This is a genomic window from Nocardia pseudovaccinii (genome assembly GCF_050942345.1).
GTDB classification, from domain to species: domain Bacteria; phylum Actinomycetota; class Actinomycetes; order Mycobacteriales; family Mycobacteriaceae; genus Nocardia; species Nocardia pseudovaccinii.
The window spans coordinates 6,688,577-6,704,993 of record NZ_CP192074.1 but is presented as its reverse complement, the minus strand read 5'-3'; the positions used below and the strand labels follow the sequence as shown (position 1 = coordinate 6,704,993).

Here is a 16,417-nt window from a genome sequence, read left to right as displayed (position 1 = left end):
CGGCGTCTGCCGATATCAGTACCACCGGCCAGGCACGAGATCATCGCCTCATACCTCGCGCGGCTGGCCACGCTCAACAGTGTTGATGGGGACGATCTTTGGAGGCAAGTCACAAGGCCCTGGCCGACTCCGGCCCGCCGAACCGTCGACGCTCAGATGGTGGCCGCACTGACCGGTCTGCCCGCGCCCCACCTGGCTGGGGCACTGCTCGAACTCCGCGACCCCGCGCCGGAATGGCGCATGTTCCGCCACGTTCCGCAGCTCGGTTGCCCGCGCTGCGACGCCCGCCACCGCGGCGGTCCGGTATTGCGGATTTTGCCGCATCACCGCTACGTCTGCATCCAGCACCGATACTGGATCGGCCCACCCGACACCGGCTCTCCCACTCTCTCGGTCGAGCAGTTTCCCGAGATCGTCTCCGCCCAACGCCGACATCTGCGGCTGATGCGCCGCTACGGCTGGGCTGTCACCTACGACGCGGTGCTGACCGCGATGATGATCGGCGCGCACCGCTGGGACAGCATCGAACCCACGCCCGGCCTGGAACTGCAACAGCAGATCTGGAACCTGCGCAGCCACGCCTTCATTCCTCCCGACAACGCGGTCGAGGCATTCAGCGCGTCAAAGCTTTTCGCTGCCATCTACCCTGAAGCGCTCGCGCTCGCGCCAGTGATCGCTTCGCCGAGCTGGCGGCGTTTGGCAGCCGGGCAGGAACGGGATCTGCAACGCTTCGTCGACGAAGTCCGCCGACGCCTCAACGACGTCGAATACGAGCCCCGAGGTGAGCAAGATCCGATCGCGCACTGGATCGAATCCGATTGCTGGCGAACGCCAGCGACACCGCTCAGCGACTTCGCCAGCGCACCAGGAAACCGCAAACCCAGCCAACTACGGCGGGGCAACCAGCTCAGCTCAGAACGGCACTGGCGCTCCGCGCTCTTCTTCGCCCAGCGGCGTCAGTGCGGCAACGTGATCCTGCACCACCGGACCATCCACCCAGTCATCGTTCGCGAATGGTCACCAGCGATGCAGGAATTCCGCGGCGCGATCTGGATGAGCCAACGGACCGAAAAACGGTTCAAAGCACCGCAAGTCGCCAACTACAACTGAACAACCCTGGGCCGGAACAATCCACCACCGCTGGCGAACTCCAGCATGCGAACACGCCACTCGCCAACTAATTCCGGAAAGGACAGTGGAGCAGGGGTGGTGGTGGTGCGTGGGTTGCGTGGTGGCTGTGCGCGTGGAGGTGAGTGTAGTTGTGGGCGTGAGTGTGTGGGCGGGGTTGGTGATTCGGTGAGGTTGGTGGTGGCCGGTCCGTCGCCGGAGTGGGCACCGCGACGGACCGGGGTATCGACGGAAGCCGATGGTTGGGGCGGCGGGGAGCCGCTGTGCGCGAGCGGTTCTGGTCTACCTCGTGCCGGGCTGGGTGGCGGTGGTGGTGGAACACCGGCAGCGGTAGCGAGATTCGGTGATGGGGCGCGCCCAGTACGCGAAGATGGCGAACCAGCACAGGACCCAGATCGAGGCGTAGTGGCCGGAGGAAGTCGAGCCAGTGCCCGGTCACGGCGTGTACCTCCAATCCGGATACGGAGTGAGGGAGTTGTGGGTGGGTGGTGTCCGGTCCGCCGCAGGAGCGCGACACTGCGGCGGACCGTGTTGTGAGACCCGTTGTGGGTGGGTCGGTGGGGAGACGAGTTGGGGTCAGGCGGCGGTGCGGTAGAGGTCGCGGCACTCGCCGCACAGGTCGTCGATGTCGATGTCGCGACAATGTGTGTGGCAAGAGCAGCACCGCCCGGTCCGCAACTGCACCGCAGTCAAGGTCGTGATCGGTGTGCTCGATCGCGATGGTTGTGCGGCTCGGTCGCGATAGGCCATGACCAGACCGGCCACGACCCGGGTGGAGCGTTGCTGCAAGTCGAGCAGCAGTGCGGGTGCGGCGGCGGGGTAGTGGTCGGTGAGGTGCTGGCAGTAGGCGGCGACCTCGTCGGCGAGGGTGAAACCCGGCGGGAGGGCAGCGATTTTGGTGCGGTTGTGGTCGCGGCAGTGTTGGCAGAGTCCGTCGTCGCTGAGACGTTGGCCGGTGGTGTCGGTGCGGAAGTGGTCGCTGCAGGCGCGTTCACCGAAGCAGTGGACACACACCCAACCTTGCAGGGGCGGCAGGGTGGTGTGGTCGTAGTCGAGGCCGTTGCCGTTGGTGAGGAAGGCTGGTCGGTCGTCGTCGCGGATGTCGAGACCGGTTCGGGTGCGGGCGATCGCGTCGGCGTCGAAGTCCTCGCGGGTGCGCGCACCGGCGCGATCGCGCTCGACGCGGACCTGCTCGCCGACCTGACGCACGTAGTGCCGATCCCACAGTGAGGGTTCGTAGGGGCGGTCGGTGTCGAGAAGGAAGCGGGTGCGGATGTAGTCGGTGACGCCCCGGTCCTCGTGCACGGGACGACGTTTGGTGGTGATCGCCTCGATGTGCTCGGGCTGCCGCCTCGCGCGTTTGGCCGCGATCTCGGTGCCGGTGGCGGGTTCGCGATTGAGCACGGGGGTGTCATCGGTGGCGAGCACCCGCCGGAGGTTCGACTCGATGGCGGTGAGGGGCACCGTCGTGATCCAGCCGGGCAGGCTGTCGGTGTGCCGGTACAGGCCGGGGTCGGTGCGGGTGACGAACAGATCCAGCCACGCCCGCAGGTCGGGGTCGGCGCGCCGCCACACCGAACGCAGTTGCGCTCGCGCACTCAGGTAGGGGGCGTGGGTGAAGGTGTCGGCGAGACGGACGAGCCGGTGGAGGTCCTCGGTGGTGGCCAGGGTGGTGAGCGCGTGCTCGAAAGCCTCTCGCGCCTCGTCGTGCAGCCCCGCCTCGAGTTGCCAGTTGATGTGGGCGATCGCGTCGAGGAACGACGGGGATACGGTGTCGGCCATCAGGTTTTCCCTTTCGTCGAGCGGAGATAGACCAAGCCCCCGTGGGAACGTGACATTCCACAGGGATGGTTGGCTGGCCGGGCGGCCAGCTCGAGGGCGTTTTCGACCGGGGCGGTGGTCGGCGTGGTGGGGAACGCGCCGGGGCGTGCACCACCGAATTTCGCGACGGGACCGCGGCGTGCGTGCGCGGGGTGAGGGAAATTCGGTGGTGCCGGGCGCGGGCCCTGCCGTGTCGAACACCGTTCTGGTAGCCCTGGTCTGGGCTGGACGAACGTCCGGACGGGCATCCCCGCCCACCCGATGACTCCTGCTCGCCTCCCTACGAGAGGTGAGCGGAAGTCATCGAGTCAGAAGCCGGGCTCCTCACCGGACCCGGTACCGGCGTAAGCCGGTTCACGCGCGGCCGCCGACGTCCACGGATCATCTGAGCTCGCACGGGAACTCGTGGCGGGTCGCGTGGTAGTGCGCCGGCTGGTCTTGGTCACGGCGGCGGTGGCGAAGCGCAAGGATGCGGCGACCTCGTCGGCGTCGAGCTCAATGACGGTGCGTTTGTCGCCTTCGCGGGTTTGGTAGGTGCGTTGCTTGAGTCGTCCGGACACGATCACTCGTGCGCCGCGGGGCAGCGATGACTCGGCGATGTTTTCGGCGGCCTCGCGCCAGATGCTGCAGGGCATGAACAGTGGGTCGCCGTCGGTCCACTCGTTGGTGGTGCGGTCGAGGTAGCGTGGGGTCGAGGCGACCGTGAAGTTCACGACCGCGACTCCCGCAGGCGTGTACCTCAGCTCTGGTGCGGCAGTGAGATTTCCGATGACGGTAATGACCGTGTCTGCGGACATGATGATCCTCCCAGGATAGTAGTGGACAGTGCTGCTCCCAGATGCTCCGGACAGCAGGGGATTTGAGGAACGCCCACGGGCTTCTCGAAGGCATGGGGTCAGTTGGGGCTGTCGAAGCCAGTTCGCTGTTTCAACCCCGCGTGAACGACCCGTCGGAAGTTGTGAACCACCGGAACGGCGTGGACCTCAGCGCGGGTACGGCAGCCAGGCGTCGGGATAGCAATCCGGCGAGTACGCCGTGTGTGAAAGGCGATGTGAGCAGAGCTATCAGCGGCCGCGGCAACATGTTCGGATCTCGATCGTGGAGCACCGATAATTTCGATGGGTGAGCATCGAAACGGGCGCGGGGCAGACAGTGCCTGTCCGAGGTCGGCCCCTGGCAACCGATTGAGGGCGTGCTGAGGTCAGTGTGTGCTCGGTCCGAGGTCGATGCCGAGGTCGGCGGCGATGTCGTGACCGCAGTGAGCCAGGCGGCGCACGGTCTCGGGTCGCATCCCGGTGGTCAGGCAGGTAGCCAGCAGGAGAGCCATGGAATGGTTCGGGTCGGCCTCGTGGGCGGCCTGTACGGCGATCCCGGCGAGGACACCGTCGCCGCGGATGTAGGCGCTGAACACGAGAAGTGTTGCGGCATCGGCGCGGTCGGTGCCCGATACCGCGCGCGACAGCGCCAGCCACAGGCGTTCGGCGGCGTCGGCGTGCTCACCGACGGCGAGCCCGAACAAAGCATCGCGCACCACCCGATCCCGCAGTGCCACCGCCAGGTCAGCGAATTCGCGGACGGTGGGGTTCGTGCCGGAGTCGATGTCGGAGATCTGGCACAGCACCCGTTCGAGTGTTTGTCGGTGATAGGCGTCGGGATCGCCAGAGCGGACGGCCGCGGTGTACCGGTCGTGGGCCGCCGCCACCGACTGCTCGAGGTAGGCGGCGACCCGCGTGGTCAGTTCGGTGTCTGGGGTGAGCAGGTCGGTCAGCTGCGAGCGTGTGGCTCGGATCGCTCGCCCGTGGAACACATGTGTCGCGGTGACCAACGATGCCGCCGGATCCGGCAACCACCCAACATGGTCGGTGTCGAGCAGGCTCCACCATGGTTCGTTCGCTTGGATTGTTCGCACTGCCCATGCCCCGGCCAGTAGCACCTGCTGGTCTGCGAGCCGCCGCGCGAACGCCTTGATCAACCCGGCGTGGGTGCTCGCACGCGCCTGGTGCTGGTCAGGGTCCGGGCGTGGTGGCAGTGCCCGGTCATCGACGATCACCGCCAGTACCTCGCCCGAGCCGTCGGTGGCGCAGATGCGGGCGACGGCCTCGGCGTAGGCGGCCGCCGACCCGAGGCGCTCGTCGCCGTCGCTGTCGAGGTACAGGTCGAACCGCGCCACCGCGTCGATGACCGGAGCACCGTTGGGGCCGGGCGCATTCCGCAGCATCGCGACCAGGAGCGAGCGTTCGGGCACGAACCCGACCATGGCGGGCACTGCCACGATCAATTCGCCGGGATCGTCCACATGCAACGCACCCGCTGAGAAAGCCTGCTCGGCCGCCTGCTCACCCGGCTCGGAGATCCCTGCATCGATCGGCTGGGACTGGGCATTGTCATCGGTGTTGTCGGACATGGGATTTCGTCCCTACCTTTCGTAGTGGGTGGCGCACGGACGCTGGTGGTCACGGATGGATATGCGAATGACCGGCGGACGACGCGGTTGCGGCCGTGACGGCGTCGCCGAGGACAGGGCTGAAGGAGATAAGGCCGCCCGCTGCCGCGCGAGGACTGGACGCTCATCGGGCGGAGGCGATCCGATCGCCGTTCTCGGACACGACGGCACGGTCATCCACCGTGCCGAGGCGGGCGTGGATCATTTCCTGGCAGCGGGGAACGACCTCGTTCGCGGCGGCATCCGCTGTCGGCCAAGGGGATCCGGATCGACCACGAGGCTTCCGGCCTGGTGACACCGCCGAGCCAGTACACCCAAGACCCCGAAGCGCTGCGCACCGCTGCTGCGATGGGCGGGCGGTCACCGGTGACGGGTCAACCCATGCAGCAGCACGACAGTGGCTGGTTGTTCACCGGCACAGTGGTTTCGGTGCTGTCGGCTCTGACACCGCCGCGAACGGCATGTGCCCCAGCTTCGGTGTGGTCACGACACATGGTTTGCGTCGCTGAAGAGTTCGCGTGCGGTGATGAGCGCGGCGAGTAGATCCATCGACCGATCACCGGTGGGTGTGGCATCGCGGATCTTGCGCAGTTTCAACAACCGGGCGTTGCGGACGTCGACACCGAGCGCGGGTGCGACGCTGTCGTTGCCGGGGTCGGAGACGATGGTGTAATCCGATAGCGCCAGCCATGCCTGGTACCAGGCTTCGGCGGGCTGACCTTCCCGCGACGGTGTCGTGGGTTGCTCTTCGGTCACGGCCCAGCGGGCGCAGCCGCAGTCGGGGTCCGCACAGCGGGTGAGGCGGTCGCCAGGAAGGACGGGTTGTAGCGGCTGCTGCGCCCGTGCAACATGGGGCACGCGCGCTGGGAATAGTGCCCGCATTCGGGATGAGCGCCCGGCTCTACTGCGATTCCCCGCAGGTAGTCGCTGGGCCGCAGATACAGCACGACCCGATCCCCGAACGGCTCGCCGTAGATCTGCAAGGGGTCGCCGCAGACTTGACAGAGTTTGCGGGTGAAGGCGTGTAGTCGACGGACGGGATCGAGGGCTCCCCAGATCGGTTGGCTGCGATCGCGGTGCGCCAAGGTGATGAACGGAACCACGAGCCCATGTGAGGTCGGCGCGTGCATCAACCGCATCGGCACCGCGGGCTGCGTTGAGGTGCGGGTGCGGCGCGAAGTCGGGGAATCGGTCATGGTCACCTCGAATCTGGTTGTGGTGCACTGCGATCGCTCGGTGCGCGACGGGCATGAGGCGGATCGGGGGCTGCGGACAGGGTGATGGTGGTGATGCGGTCGGGGGTTCCGCGGCTGTGGATGCGCAAATGTATGTGGGCCGTGCGCGCGCCGGCGGTGGCCGATGGCTCGGCTCGCCAAGGACCGAACCGGTCCTCATCCAAGTCAGGAAGGTTGGTTTCGATCCAAGCCAGCAGGTCTGCCCCGCTGCTGATCACGCCGACATCCAGCGGCGGCCGATGCGCGGGTCGTGGTCGTGGACATCGATCACGATGGGTGCGCCGGGAACGAGCGCGGTCACCGAGCGCGGGAGCACGGCTTGACGGCCGCTGGCGGCCCAATGACCCTCGGCGATCACCCGTCGCCCACCGGGGCCGAGTTCGGTCGGGGCGAGATACCAGCTCAACCCGGTTCGGCGGCGTCCGAAAGTGCTGGTCTCCCATAAAGTTCGGCTGGTGCGGTCATCGTTGACGGTGACAACCTGGCTGGCGTGTTCCACCCGCACCAGCGCCATCACCGCCGGCGGCCCGGTACCTGTGAGGTCGAGCCCACCGAACAAGCCGACGGCGGTAGCGGGGCGCGGAGGCACGGCGAACGCGGCGTGATACCCAGCGACCAGGGCACTGTCGACGGTGCCGGCGTCGTCGGCTAGATGGGGCGCGTAGTGCGGATCGGCACGCAGCCGCACCGTGTAGGGGTGCAGGTCAGTGCCCATCGGTGCCGCCGAGATATTGGGGCCCCGGTGATGTGGTGAGCGCGCGGTGTAATTCCCGCACCCGGGCGTCGAGGTCGCAGTGTTCGGTGAGCAGGCCGGGTAGGGGCGCGTGGGGGTCATAGCCGAGGGCTTGGGCGATCCCCATCGCCAACTCGACCAGCCGACGGGTCGCGTCTCTGTAGGCGGGTAGGACAGACGATAACTCGGCGACGATCTCGTCTCGAGTCGAGGGCGCAGCGCGGTTCACGAATTCAGTTCCTCTCCATGGGGTTTGGTCGATTCGGTCGGGCCAGCCGCGGTCACGGACTCGATGAACGCCAAAGGCGGCAGGACCCCGGAATCGTCGGGGTGGCGGTGCAGTTCGATACCGATGACCTCGACAACCGGATCAGGCGCGGCATCGACGGTGCGGGGCCCGGCGGTGTCGAGGGCGAGACAGACGACCGCGCACGAGTTCGCGTGCACGGTGGAGGTCATCGAGGTTGGCGGCGTCGGTGAACCCGCTGTCGATGCCCTTGAGCACCCGGCCAGGAATTCGCCTTCGGACTCGACCTGGCAGGGCATCCACGGGCCGGTCATCGGCGCGGCCCACGCAAGCCGAACCAACGAGCGAGACCACGAACCGGGCGAGAACGATGCGGCGCGGCCATCGGCGACACCAGGACCGAGATCGCTGTGATGCCAACCCTTTTGAGGTCGCTGCGCTGATGGGTCGGCAACGGGGGAACGTGAGCATCAGCGCCGGAATTGACCGGTGGATGGTAAATGTCGCGTGGCGACGTCAGGGTGCTGGCTGGAATGATCGGGGGTTTTAATAGGAATCAGCGCCTTCAGATATGGTCAGGCCCGGCCCACGCCGGTGGTTGCCAGGTGTGGATGCGGTGGATGTGTTGGGGTTCAGGCGGTTTCGAGGTCGAACAGGTCGGCGTAGCGTTCCTCGCCGTCGTAGGAGGGGCAGTCGCATTGCGGGAACGCCTGGAGGCAGTCGGCGCAGAACCCGCAGCCGATGCAGTGTGGGCCGGTGGGGTCGTCGTTGAATTCGCCGCATTCGCTGCAGTAGCCCCAGTAGTCGGTGGTGTGGCTGGCCCACAGGGCGGGGAGGTAGGTGTGGTTGGAGTACCAGCTGCCCTGGTCCCAATGCCCGCGGTGTTCGTTGAAGATGTAGGCGGGGTGCTTGTAGGCGGGGTCGACCGTTAGCAGCACCATTTTGTCCAAACCGAGCCATGCTTCGAGCTGTTGGCGTCCGGCCCAGGAATCCAGTGACCCGAACGGGCGCCGTGGCAGGAACTCCTCGGCGGCGATGCGGGTGTCCGAGCGTGGATCACTGGGGGCGGGGTGCACGTTCTCGGGCAGGATCCCGTTGTGTGCGAGCACCGTTCGCTCGTCGCCACCGACGAGGAAGGGGTGGCAGTTGTCCACCGTCCGGGGTCCGTGGGTGGCCAAGCGGGAGTGGAACAACGCGGCCCCGTCGGGGTATTGGTTTCGGAGGGCGGCGAATTCGACGATCACCGCCTCAGCGTCGAGGCCGTGGCCGACGGTGATGGTGGTGTCGGTGATGATGGCGTAGCCGTGGCCGTGGGGGTTGGCCAGCGCGCCACCGTGTAGTGCGTCGAGGTCGGGGCTGATGCCGGGTTTGATGAAGGTCAGGATGCACATGCCAGGTCCTCCAGTTCGGCCAGAAGCGGTGAATAGGTCGGGCGGGCCCGTAGCCAGGTGGTGAAGGCGTTCCATTCCCAGCCGCGGTGGCGCGCGATATCGGTCGTAGTCAGACCGCGGGTGTATTCCACGGACGCGGCCGCGAAGCCTAGGGCGGCTTGGACCTGTTGTGGCTGTAGGGAGCTGGCGAAGATGCGTAGTTCGAAGGTGTGCTCGGGGCGCACGTTGATGGCGTGATAGCGGCCCGCTCCTCGCTCACCCTTGGCGAAATCGAGGACCTTCGAGCGCGCGTGTGGGGAGAATTCGGCCCAGCTCGATGATCGGCGCGCCAGGATGGTGACCGGAGTCTGGTTGCGGTACACGAACTTCAGCCACCGGTAGGCGTGGGCCGGGGAATCGAACCCGTCCCGCGAGACATGCACGTGGATGCCGACGTCGCTGTCGGTGTAGCAGCCGAGCAACCGCAGCCGCGCCAGCAACCTCCACGGAATCTGTGTCTGTGCGTAGTTGTAGGACATGGGGTGGGTGACCAGTTCGAACCCGCACGGGCTGATCGAGGAATCCTCTTTCAGATAGGCCAGGTCACCGAGGTGGGCCAGCGCGGTATCGACGGCATCATCGAAAATGGCGGTGGGGGTTTTGATTTCGAGTTCGAGCCCGAGAAACAGCGGGCCGGTGCCATGGAAGCGGGGATGGGGTTTGTAGTCGTAGCCGTGGACCGCGGGATGGCCGGGGCGGGTGCAGTCTTGGCAGTAGGTGTCGTCGTAGGGGATGAGGTCGAAGCATTCGGTGCATTCGCGGTAGTCCTCGTCGAGGCAGGTGTCGCAGACCTGGTTTCCGCTGTGGACGCCGTAGGTGTCGGTGCACAGTCGGGCGCAGTCGTCGCAGGTTTGGTAGTCGCGGGCGCAGTTGCCACAGATTTCGCGGGCACCGACCGCGGTCGTGGTGGTGCGGCTGTAGGTGTGGCAGTCCGCGCACCGCTCCCATCCGGACACACACCGCCCGCACAGCATGGTGCTGTCGCTGGTGAGGTGCGGGCTGCGGGTGTGCCCGTCGCATTCGACGCACCTGGATAGGTCATCGACACACGAGACGCACAGGCATTCGCCATCGACGGTCGCAGTGAGATTCGCGTTCGGCAGGGGATCGGCGCACTGCGAGCACGCCGAGTCGGCGACAACGGATGCGGGCATGACAAGACCTTTCGGTGAAATGGAAAGAACCCCGCGCCCAGCGGGATTCGCTGGGCGCGGGGTTCTCGGGGACAAATCAGCGGGAGATAGAGCTCATGGCGACCTCGGCGGCCGGTGTGATGCGGAGGACGCCAGGTCAAGCCGGCCGCGCCGGGGTGGGGGCCCGACAGCGTGGTGGTTTGCGGCGCATTCGCAGTCGGGGAACACGGTGTGGCAGTCGATGCACCAGCCGCACCGGGTGCAGTAGCGGCTGTTGCGGTCGAAGTCGACGTTCAGGCAGGACCGACACAGAACGCAGCGTGCCGGACGGCTTGGTCGTGGCGGGTAGCTGGTGTTGGAGTACCAGATGCCGTCATCCCATTGGCCTGCGTGTTCGCCGAAGATGTAGGCGCTGTGGTGGTAGGCGGGATCGATGGTGAGGATGACCAGTTTGCTGGTGCCCAGCCAGGATTGGAGGTTGCGCGCGCCGCGGTGGGTGTCGATCGGCCCGAACGGTGCACTCGGCGGGTAGTCCTCGGCCACGATGCGGGTGTCCGAGCGCGGATCGTACGGGCCGGGGTGGACTCGTTTGGGCAGAGTGCCGTTGTGCGCCAAAACTGTTCGCGGGTCACCACCGAGGCGGAACGGATGACAGTTGTCCACGCTGCGCTCACCGTGGGTGGCGTAGCGGGAATGGAACAATGCCGCCCACCGCGGATACCGTTGACGCACAGTGGTGAAGTCGTCGATCACCTGGGTGGCGTCCATGCCGTGGCCGGTGATGATGCGGGGCGGCGATCACGGCGAAACCGTGACCGTGCGGGTTCACCCTCGCCCCGACCGACAAGGCGACCGGATCCGGGGTGGTGCCGGGCGGGAAGTAGGTCAGCAAGCACACGACAGGTCCTCCATCTCCGCCAGCAGCGGCTGATAGAGGTCGCTGTGTTGGGTGACTCAGGCGGTGAAGCGTGACCATTCCCACGCCCCGGCCCGCACATCAGCGACCCGCAGGCCGCGGGTGTAGTCGATGGAGGCGGCGGTGAACGCCAGCGCGGCCTGCACCTGCTGAACATCGAGCGAGGACGCGAATACCCTGAGTTCCAGGGTTTTTCGTGGGTAGGGGTTGATCGCTTGATATCGGCTCAATCCCAATACGTGTAGCGGGTCTTTGGCGGTGTCTTTGACCTTGGCCCGTGCTCGCTGATCGAACGGCGCGTAATGCGAGCGGCGGCGCGCGATCGTGGTGACCGCGGACTCGATGCGGTAGAGCATCTTCATCCACCGATAGTTGTGCTCTACTGAGGCGAATCCGGCACGGCTGGCATGGATATGCAGCCCGACACTTGAGTCGGTCTCACAGCCCAACTCAGCGAGCTGTCCCAGCAGCGGCCACGGGAACTCGGCGATCGCGTACTCGTACGACATCGGATGAGTCACCAACTCGAACCCGTCGGGCTCGATCGAGGAATCACGCTTCAGATACCCCAACGGGCCCAGGTGATCGCCCGCGAGGGTGACGCATCGGTGGTAGTGATGTTCAGGGACAACGATTTCCAGTTCCATCCCCAAATGCAGGGGACCGGTGCCGTGGAAACGTGGGTCGGGTTTGTAGCTGTAATTCCACACGTGATGGGGGTGATCGCAGGTATCGCACTCACCGCCGACACGGGTCAGGGTGCCGCAGTCCGAGCAGCTCGAATAGTGCTCGGAACATCGACCACAGACGCGGCCGCCACCGGAGAGGTAACGGCTGCTGGCGCTGAATCGGCTGCAACGGGTGCACCAGTCGAAGAACACCTCCGCGCACCGCCCACACACCACCTCACCGGAATCGGTGCGCTGACACGGGGCGGTGAGCCGACGACACGACACGCAACCGACCCACCCGGCGGTGCACCGTGCGCATAACCGGTACCTGTCCGCGGTGTCGTTCACCGTGACGACCTGGTGACGGCAGCCGTCGCAGCGGGGCAGATCCGGCAAGCAGCGTTGGCAAACCCACTGATCCTGAACCGGGCGCCGATCACTCCGATCGGTGGACCGGCACACGGCACATGGCGTCGGATGATGGACGGATTCGGGCATGGCGCAACACCTTCCGAATACGAAAGAACGCCAGGCCCCAGTGCGTGCTCGGGCCTGGCGTTCGGATCAGTGGGAGATTTCAGCTACTTGCTGGCATGGTGGAACGTCGGGGACAACCGAGGTGTCTCGCTGGCGGTGTCGGCGCGAGTCGAAAGACACAGAATCAGAACGGAATTGGACGGTGCAGCCGCACTGGGTGTGGACTGATTGGGCGGCACAGTGATTGGGCGATGGAATTGCAGAAGACCAGGTCCGGCACAGGCGGATCGGCGCGTATTGTGTTGGTTGGGGATTGATGCGCGGATCAGCCGGTGAGGGATCGGCATGAGGACGACATCGCGCCCCGGTCGTGCCCGCGGCACTCGGTGACCAGAAGCCGCCGAACGACTTCGACGCTCTCGAGCGGTGATCCGTGATCGTCGCGATGCTGCTCGCAAACGGGAACAGGTTGCCACCGCAGCGGTCACGCGGTACATCACCGCGTGGCAAGAGATCATGAACATCGAGCGGGCACGTGATGACAGAATCGCTGCGCTACATCAGCAGATAACGGCGGCGAAGCAGCGAGCGGCCACCGACATCGCCGACCACCAACAACGGCAAGCGCTCGCCGCCGCGACGATCCGCCAGCAAGGCAATACCGAAGACGAAGTCGCCGAACTGCTCGAAATCACGCCCAAGCAGGCCCGCTAGCTAATAGCTGCCGCCAACGACTTCGCGAGGACAGGCGCAGCAGTCCTCGGTTCAACCGGCGGTCGCCCGAAGCCCGTCACCGCCGACCATCGCGTGCAGGCCGGGCCGATCGTCGGCCCACAACCCACGCGTTCAGCAACTGATTCTACTCGAAAGACCTTGCATAGCAACGAGATACCGCCGAAAGGCGATATGGGGCAGTCCCCCGATCGCGGATAGCACCGTGGACGCTGTTCCCGTCGGGTGTGCGGATATCAGCGCGGACAAACAGTCAATACAAATGGTAGCTACAGATGTGCCAAAAGACAGCGGTATGCCGACATCCACGAGTTGTTCCGCCCGCGGTGTGAGCATCAGCGTGATCAGCGCACGATTGCAGCTCGATCGCAAGACCGTCCGCCGCTACGTCCAGTCCGACAGCGTCGAACATCTGCTTGCCCCGGTCAGCAAGCGCGGTAGTGCCCTCGATGAACACATGCCCTACCTGCGGCAACGTTGGGATGCGGGGTGCACCAACGCGCTACGTCTGCTCGAAGAGCTGCGAGGCCGCGGCTACAACGGCAGCCATCGATCAGTGCGGCGGCTGGTGCAATCTTGGCGCGGCGCACCGCCAGCAGCGGTGAACACACAGGCACCGCCGAAACCTCGTGTTGTCGCCGGCTGGATGACGCGACCTGCGACTGCACTCACCGACGACGAAAAGCAACGGCTACAACAGATTCTGGCCGGTTGTGACACCCTCCGGCAGGTGAATCACGTCGCCGACTTCGCGGGCATGGTCCGCGAACGCGGTGGCAAACATCTGGACACGTGGATCGCCGCCGCCAAGGCCAGTGGCGTCAAACAGCTTGTTGAAGCGGCAAATGTTTGGCAGAGCGAAATTCGACCTCCTTCGCCGCCGCGTTCTCCTGGTCGAGTAGCACGCCGCCACCGAAAGTGCACCAGAGCCCCCGCAACTGGCCATTGACACCACAGGGAACGATTCATTCACTGTGTTGCTGACCCGCCGCCCCAGATGCATCCATGGCTGGACGGGATTCTCTGGCGAGACGAAGAAGCATTCGGAGGCATTCGAGGATGCTCTCCGTTCTCTCGACAGACTGATACAGAGGATGTTGGAGCGATATCCCGTCAACGACGGCGATGACGAGCATCGCCAGTTGCCTGTCGTCATCGGTCAGTCCCACGGCGCGAAGGGCAGCTCGGGCCTCGTCGATGGACAGATCAATGAGTTCTCGAGCCAGTTCGACGGGTTGCTGCCCTCTGGTCGCGCTCAAGATGAACTCGGTGATAAGCGAGCGTCGAGCACCTTCGCTCTGCAACTGATTCGGTAGGTCGGCCAGTATCATGCCGATGCTGGTTGTACTCTCTAGCCCGAGTTGGGCGATATCCCGACGGCTCGCACTCTCGAGCGCCTCCCGCATCAAGGCCTCACGAGAACCGAAGTAATGTCGAACAAGACTGTGTGCAACGCCTGTTGCCTGAGCAACGGCACGATAAGTGACCGCCGCCTGGCCATCCTGCGCGGCAATGGATATTGCCGCCTCTAGCAGACGTTGCCTGGTTGCTTCGGGGTCTCGCGTGTAGGCGTCGTTGTAGTTGCTCACTTGACAATCCTATTGTCCGGTCCCGGGTGTCGAATCCAGCCATTGATGCACCCTGTATATGACACCTACAATCGCGCGCAATCGGGAAGTGTTGGTTGGTCTTCAAGCTGGTGCTGAATGCCGGTGCCCATGAGCGGTCTTCGCGCGGGGATTGCTGGGTGTTGGTTCGGGCTGGTGGCTGTCCAGGGAAAAAGGGTTTGCGTCCTCGACATGCTGGAGAAGGGGGGACGTTTCGATGGCGCGGGCGATCGATGAGGCGGCTGTTCTAAGGTGCGAGATCAGAGGTGGCGCGGTGATGTAACTGGCACGGCGAGTGATGCTGACCGCAGCCTGGACCTGTCTGTCCGAAGTAACCACGGGCAGTGCGATACTGCAGTAGCCAGGGGCGTTCTCCTCGAGATCGATCGCAAAGCCGGCCCGTCGAATGTTGTTAGCCTCGGCGATCAACTGGTCCACCGATCGCAAGCTGCGCGGGGTAAGACGATCGAGGCTGACATGGGCGTATCGCAATGCGATCTGATAGTTGCTGTCGCGGCAAGCAAGTAGAAGCTTCCCTCCCGCCGTGCACGTTGCCGGTAGCCGACACCCCGCCTCCGTGGCGCTGTTCCGATCGCCGGTACCAGCGATCTTATCGATGAACAAGACGTGATCACCCTCGCTGACCACCAGGTGGGTCGTCGCACGCGTCTCCGCAAACAAATCCGCGAGGTGAGGTCTGGACACATCGCGCAACGCTGTGGCAACAACCGTTCTCTGACCGAGCTCGAAGACACGGACCCCCAGCTGATACCACTCATCACGCTGCTCGAGCAGACCCCAGCGAACCAACTCCCGAGCAAGCCTATGAGTCGTAGGCTTCGGCAACCCCGCCCGGCGACTCAGCTCACTGAGCTTAACCCGCACATAACCGTCGCCGAACGCACCAAGTATCAAGTGCACCTTGCCCAGTACCGACTTGGGGTAGCAAGCGTCATCGTCTGCATGGCCGGCAAAGTCGCCTGACGCGGTGATGTTCGTAGTCATCCCGGATCTCCGTTTAACACTAGTTGTCCAACTGGACAGCAACTGTCCAACTGGACAATAGCGCGCCGGGACACTCACTGCAGGAAAATCGTGTTTAGACCCGAGGCGCTATCCCGCAACCACACACGCCAACAAGACAAACCACCCCCAACCGCCAACCCGGTCCAGCCACCGAACCAACCAGTCGACAACCAGCAACCCATGTGGTGCGGTAACTGGCATACAATGAGCGACGAGATTGTGAGAGCCATGCACGAGCCGAACGCATGGGGGAAGTGAAAGAGACGCTCCGCAAACTGGCGAGCGAACACTTCCCAGCTCCGTCGACGGCATCCCAATCTTTCGCGGTCGCCAAACCTTGCCGGTTATAGAACTCGCTGCAGCGACAGACCCTGTCGAGATGGTCGCCGAAAATAAGGATGCTGACCTTGGGCGTCGTGTCCGGCGTAGCAACCGCGCCTCTTCGGCGAGTTGGGCAAGATCTTCGACGAGATCGAGCTTGCGCTATTTTGCGGCCGTGCTCATGTCGAACCGGGCGGACCGACGCGCAATGGAGGTCGGGGACGACGCGGAGTCCTTGCGCCAGCGGCCGGAGAGCCATCCGCCGGCCAGGGAGCTGTAGCTGAGCCAATCCCAAGCCGCGCCGCTGGATCGTGGGCAGGATGTCCTCCTTGATGCCGCGGACGAGGATGGAGTAGGGCGGCTGCTAGGTCACGAACCGTTCCAGGTTGCGTGTGGGGCGAGGCCACTGCGCTTCGACGATCTGGAAGCTGCGTAGGACTAGACGAGTAAGTCCGAAGTCCCGGCGTTGCCTGGACATGGACGGAGGGCGCCGAAGA

Annotated in this window: 17 protein-coding genes; 3 read left to right on the top strand and 14 right to left on the bottom strand. The window is 65.1% G+C overall.

Annotated features, from left to right (window positions below; translation table 11 throughout):
• Positions 1-315 precede the first annotated feature (315 nt).
• Positions 316-1,110, top strand: a complete 795-nt coding sequence (locus tag ACQPZ2_RS30160; RefSeq protein WP_433521555.1) for a hypothetical protein — start codon at positions 316-318, stop codon at positions 1,108-1,110.
• A gap of 594 nt (positions 1,111-1,704) precedes the next feature.
• Here ACQPZ2_RS30160 and ACQPZ2_RS30155 read toward each other — a convergent pair.
• From ACQPZ2_RS30155 to ACQPZ2_RS30100, 12 genes are all read right to left on the bottom strand, one after another.
• The gene (locus tag ACQPZ2_RS30155; RefSeq protein WP_433521554.1) at positions 1,705-2,910 is read right to left on the bottom strand and encodes a hypothetical protein; all 1,206 of its coding nucleotides are present in this window, start codon (positions 2,908-2,910) and stop codon (positions 1,705-1,707) included.
• Between the two features lie 347 nt (positions 2,911-3,257).
• A complete protein-coding gene (locus ACQPZ2_RS30150) occupies positions 3,258-3,746 on the bottom strand; it encodes a single-stranded DNA-binding protein (RefSeq protein ID WP_433521553.1) in 489 nt (162 codons plus the stop codon).
• A gap of 404 nt (positions 3,747-4,150) precedes the next feature.
• Positions 4,151-5,353, bottom strand: a complete 1,203-nt coding sequence (locus tag ACQPZ2_RS30145) for a DUF4192 domain-containing protein (RefSeq protein ID WP_433521552.1) — start codon at positions 5,351-5,353, stop codon at positions 4,151-4,153.
• Positions 5,354-5,875: 522 nt separating this feature from the next.
• Entirely contained in the window at positions 5,876-6,148 is a 273-nt protein-coding gene (locus tag ACQPZ2_RS30140) for a hypothetical protein (RefSeq protein ID WP_433521551.1), read from the bottom strand.
• Positions 6,145-6,588, bottom strand: a complete 444-nt coding sequence (locus ACQPZ2_RS30135; protein ID WP_433521550.1) for a hypothetical protein — start codon at positions 6,586-6,588, stop codon at positions 6,145-6,147. The genes ACQPZ2_RS30140 and ACQPZ2_RS30135 overlap by 4 nt, the downstream gene beginning before the upstream one ends.
• A gap of 253 nt (positions 6,589-6,841) precedes the next feature.
• Complete coding sequence (locus ACQPZ2_RS30130) at positions 6,842-7,342, bottom strand: hypothetical protein (RefSeq protein ID WP_433521549.1); 501 nt, start codon at positions 7,340-7,342, stop codon at positions 6,842-6,844.
• A complete protein-coding gene (locus tag ACQPZ2_RS30125; RefSeq protein WP_433521548.1) occupies positions 7,332-7,589 on the bottom strand; it encodes a hypothetical protein in 258 nt (85 codons plus the stop codon). Before ACQPZ2_RS30125 ends, ACQPZ2_RS30130 begins: the two co-directional genes overlap by 11 nt.
• On the bottom strand, positions 7,586-7,819 hold the full coding sequence (locus tag ACQPZ2_RS30120) for a hypothetical protein (RefSeq protein ID WP_433521547.1): 234 nt from the start codon (positions 7,817-7,819) through the stop codon (positions 7,586-7,588). The genes ACQPZ2_RS30125 and ACQPZ2_RS30120 overlap by 4 nt, the downstream gene beginning before the upstream one ends.
• Positions 7,820-8,239: 420 nt before the next feature.
• The gene (locus ACQPZ2_RS30115; RefSeq protein ID WP_433521546.1) at positions 8,240-8,998 is read right to left on the bottom strand and encodes a hypothetical protein; all 759 of its coding nucleotides are present in this window, start codon (positions 8,996-8,998) and stop codon (positions 8,240-8,242) included.
• A complete protein-coding gene (locus ACQPZ2_RS30110; protein WP_433521545.1) occupies positions 8,986-10,191 on the bottom strand; it encodes a hypothetical protein in 1,206 nt (401 codons plus the stop codon). The genes ACQPZ2_RS30115 and ACQPZ2_RS30110 overlap by 13 nt, the downstream gene beginning before the upstream one ends.
• A 93-nt stretch (positions 10,192-10,284) precedes the next feature.
• Positions 10,285-10,938: a hypothetical protein gene (locus ACQPZ2_RS30105; RefSeq protein WP_433521544.1), complete on the bottom strand. Its 654-nt coding sequence runs from the start codon at positions 10,936-10,938 to the stop codon at positions 10,285-10,287.
• Positions 10,939-11,124: 186 nt separating this feature from the next.
• Positions 11,125-11,733: a hypothetical protein gene (locus ACQPZ2_RS30100; protein WP_433521543.1), complete on the bottom strand. Its 609-nt coding sequence runs from the start codon at positions 11,731-11,733 to the stop codon at positions 11,125-11,127.
• 1,017 nt (positions 11,734-12,750) lie between these two features.
• Between ACQPZ2_RS30100 and ACQPZ2_RS30095 the strand changes: the two genes are divergently transcribed.
• Together ACQPZ2_RS30095 and ACQPZ2_RS30090 are read left to right on the top strand one after the other, a co-directional pair.
• Positions 12,751-12,948 (top strand): hypothetical protein, encoded by a 198-nt coding sequence (locus ACQPZ2_RS30095; RefSeq protein WP_433521542.1) that lies wholly within the window; start codon positions 12,751-12,753, stop codon positions 12,946-12,948.
• A 223-nt stretch (positions 12,949-13,171) separates the two neighbouring features.
• A complete protein-coding gene (locus tag ACQPZ2_RS30090) occupies positions 13,172-13,915 on the top strand; it encodes a hypothetical protein (protein WP_433521541.1) in 744 nt (247 codons plus the stop codon).
• Between the two features lie 16 nt (positions 13,916-13,931).
• Here the strand turns inward: ACQPZ2_RS30090 and ACQPZ2_RS30085 are convergent, their stop codons facing one another.
• Together ACQPZ2_RS30085 and ACQPZ2_RS30080 are read right to left on the bottom strand one after the other, a co-directional pair.
• Positions 13,932-14,555 carry a TetR/AcrR family transcriptional regulator gene (locus ACQPZ2_RS30085; RefSeq protein WP_433521540.1) on the bottom strand — a complete coding sequence of 208 codons (624 nt, stop codon included), beginning with the start codon at positions 14,553-14,555 and terminating at the stop codon, positions 13,932-13,934.
• Positions 14,556-14,657: 102 nt separating this feature from the next.
• The gene (locus ACQPZ2_RS30080; RefSeq protein WP_433521539.1) at positions 14,658-15,578 is read right to left on the bottom strand and encodes an IclR family transcriptional regulator; all 921 of its coding nucleotides are present in this window, start codon (positions 15,576-15,578) and stop codon (positions 14,658-14,660) included.
• Between the last annotated feature and the right edge of the window lie 839 nt (positions 15,579-16,417).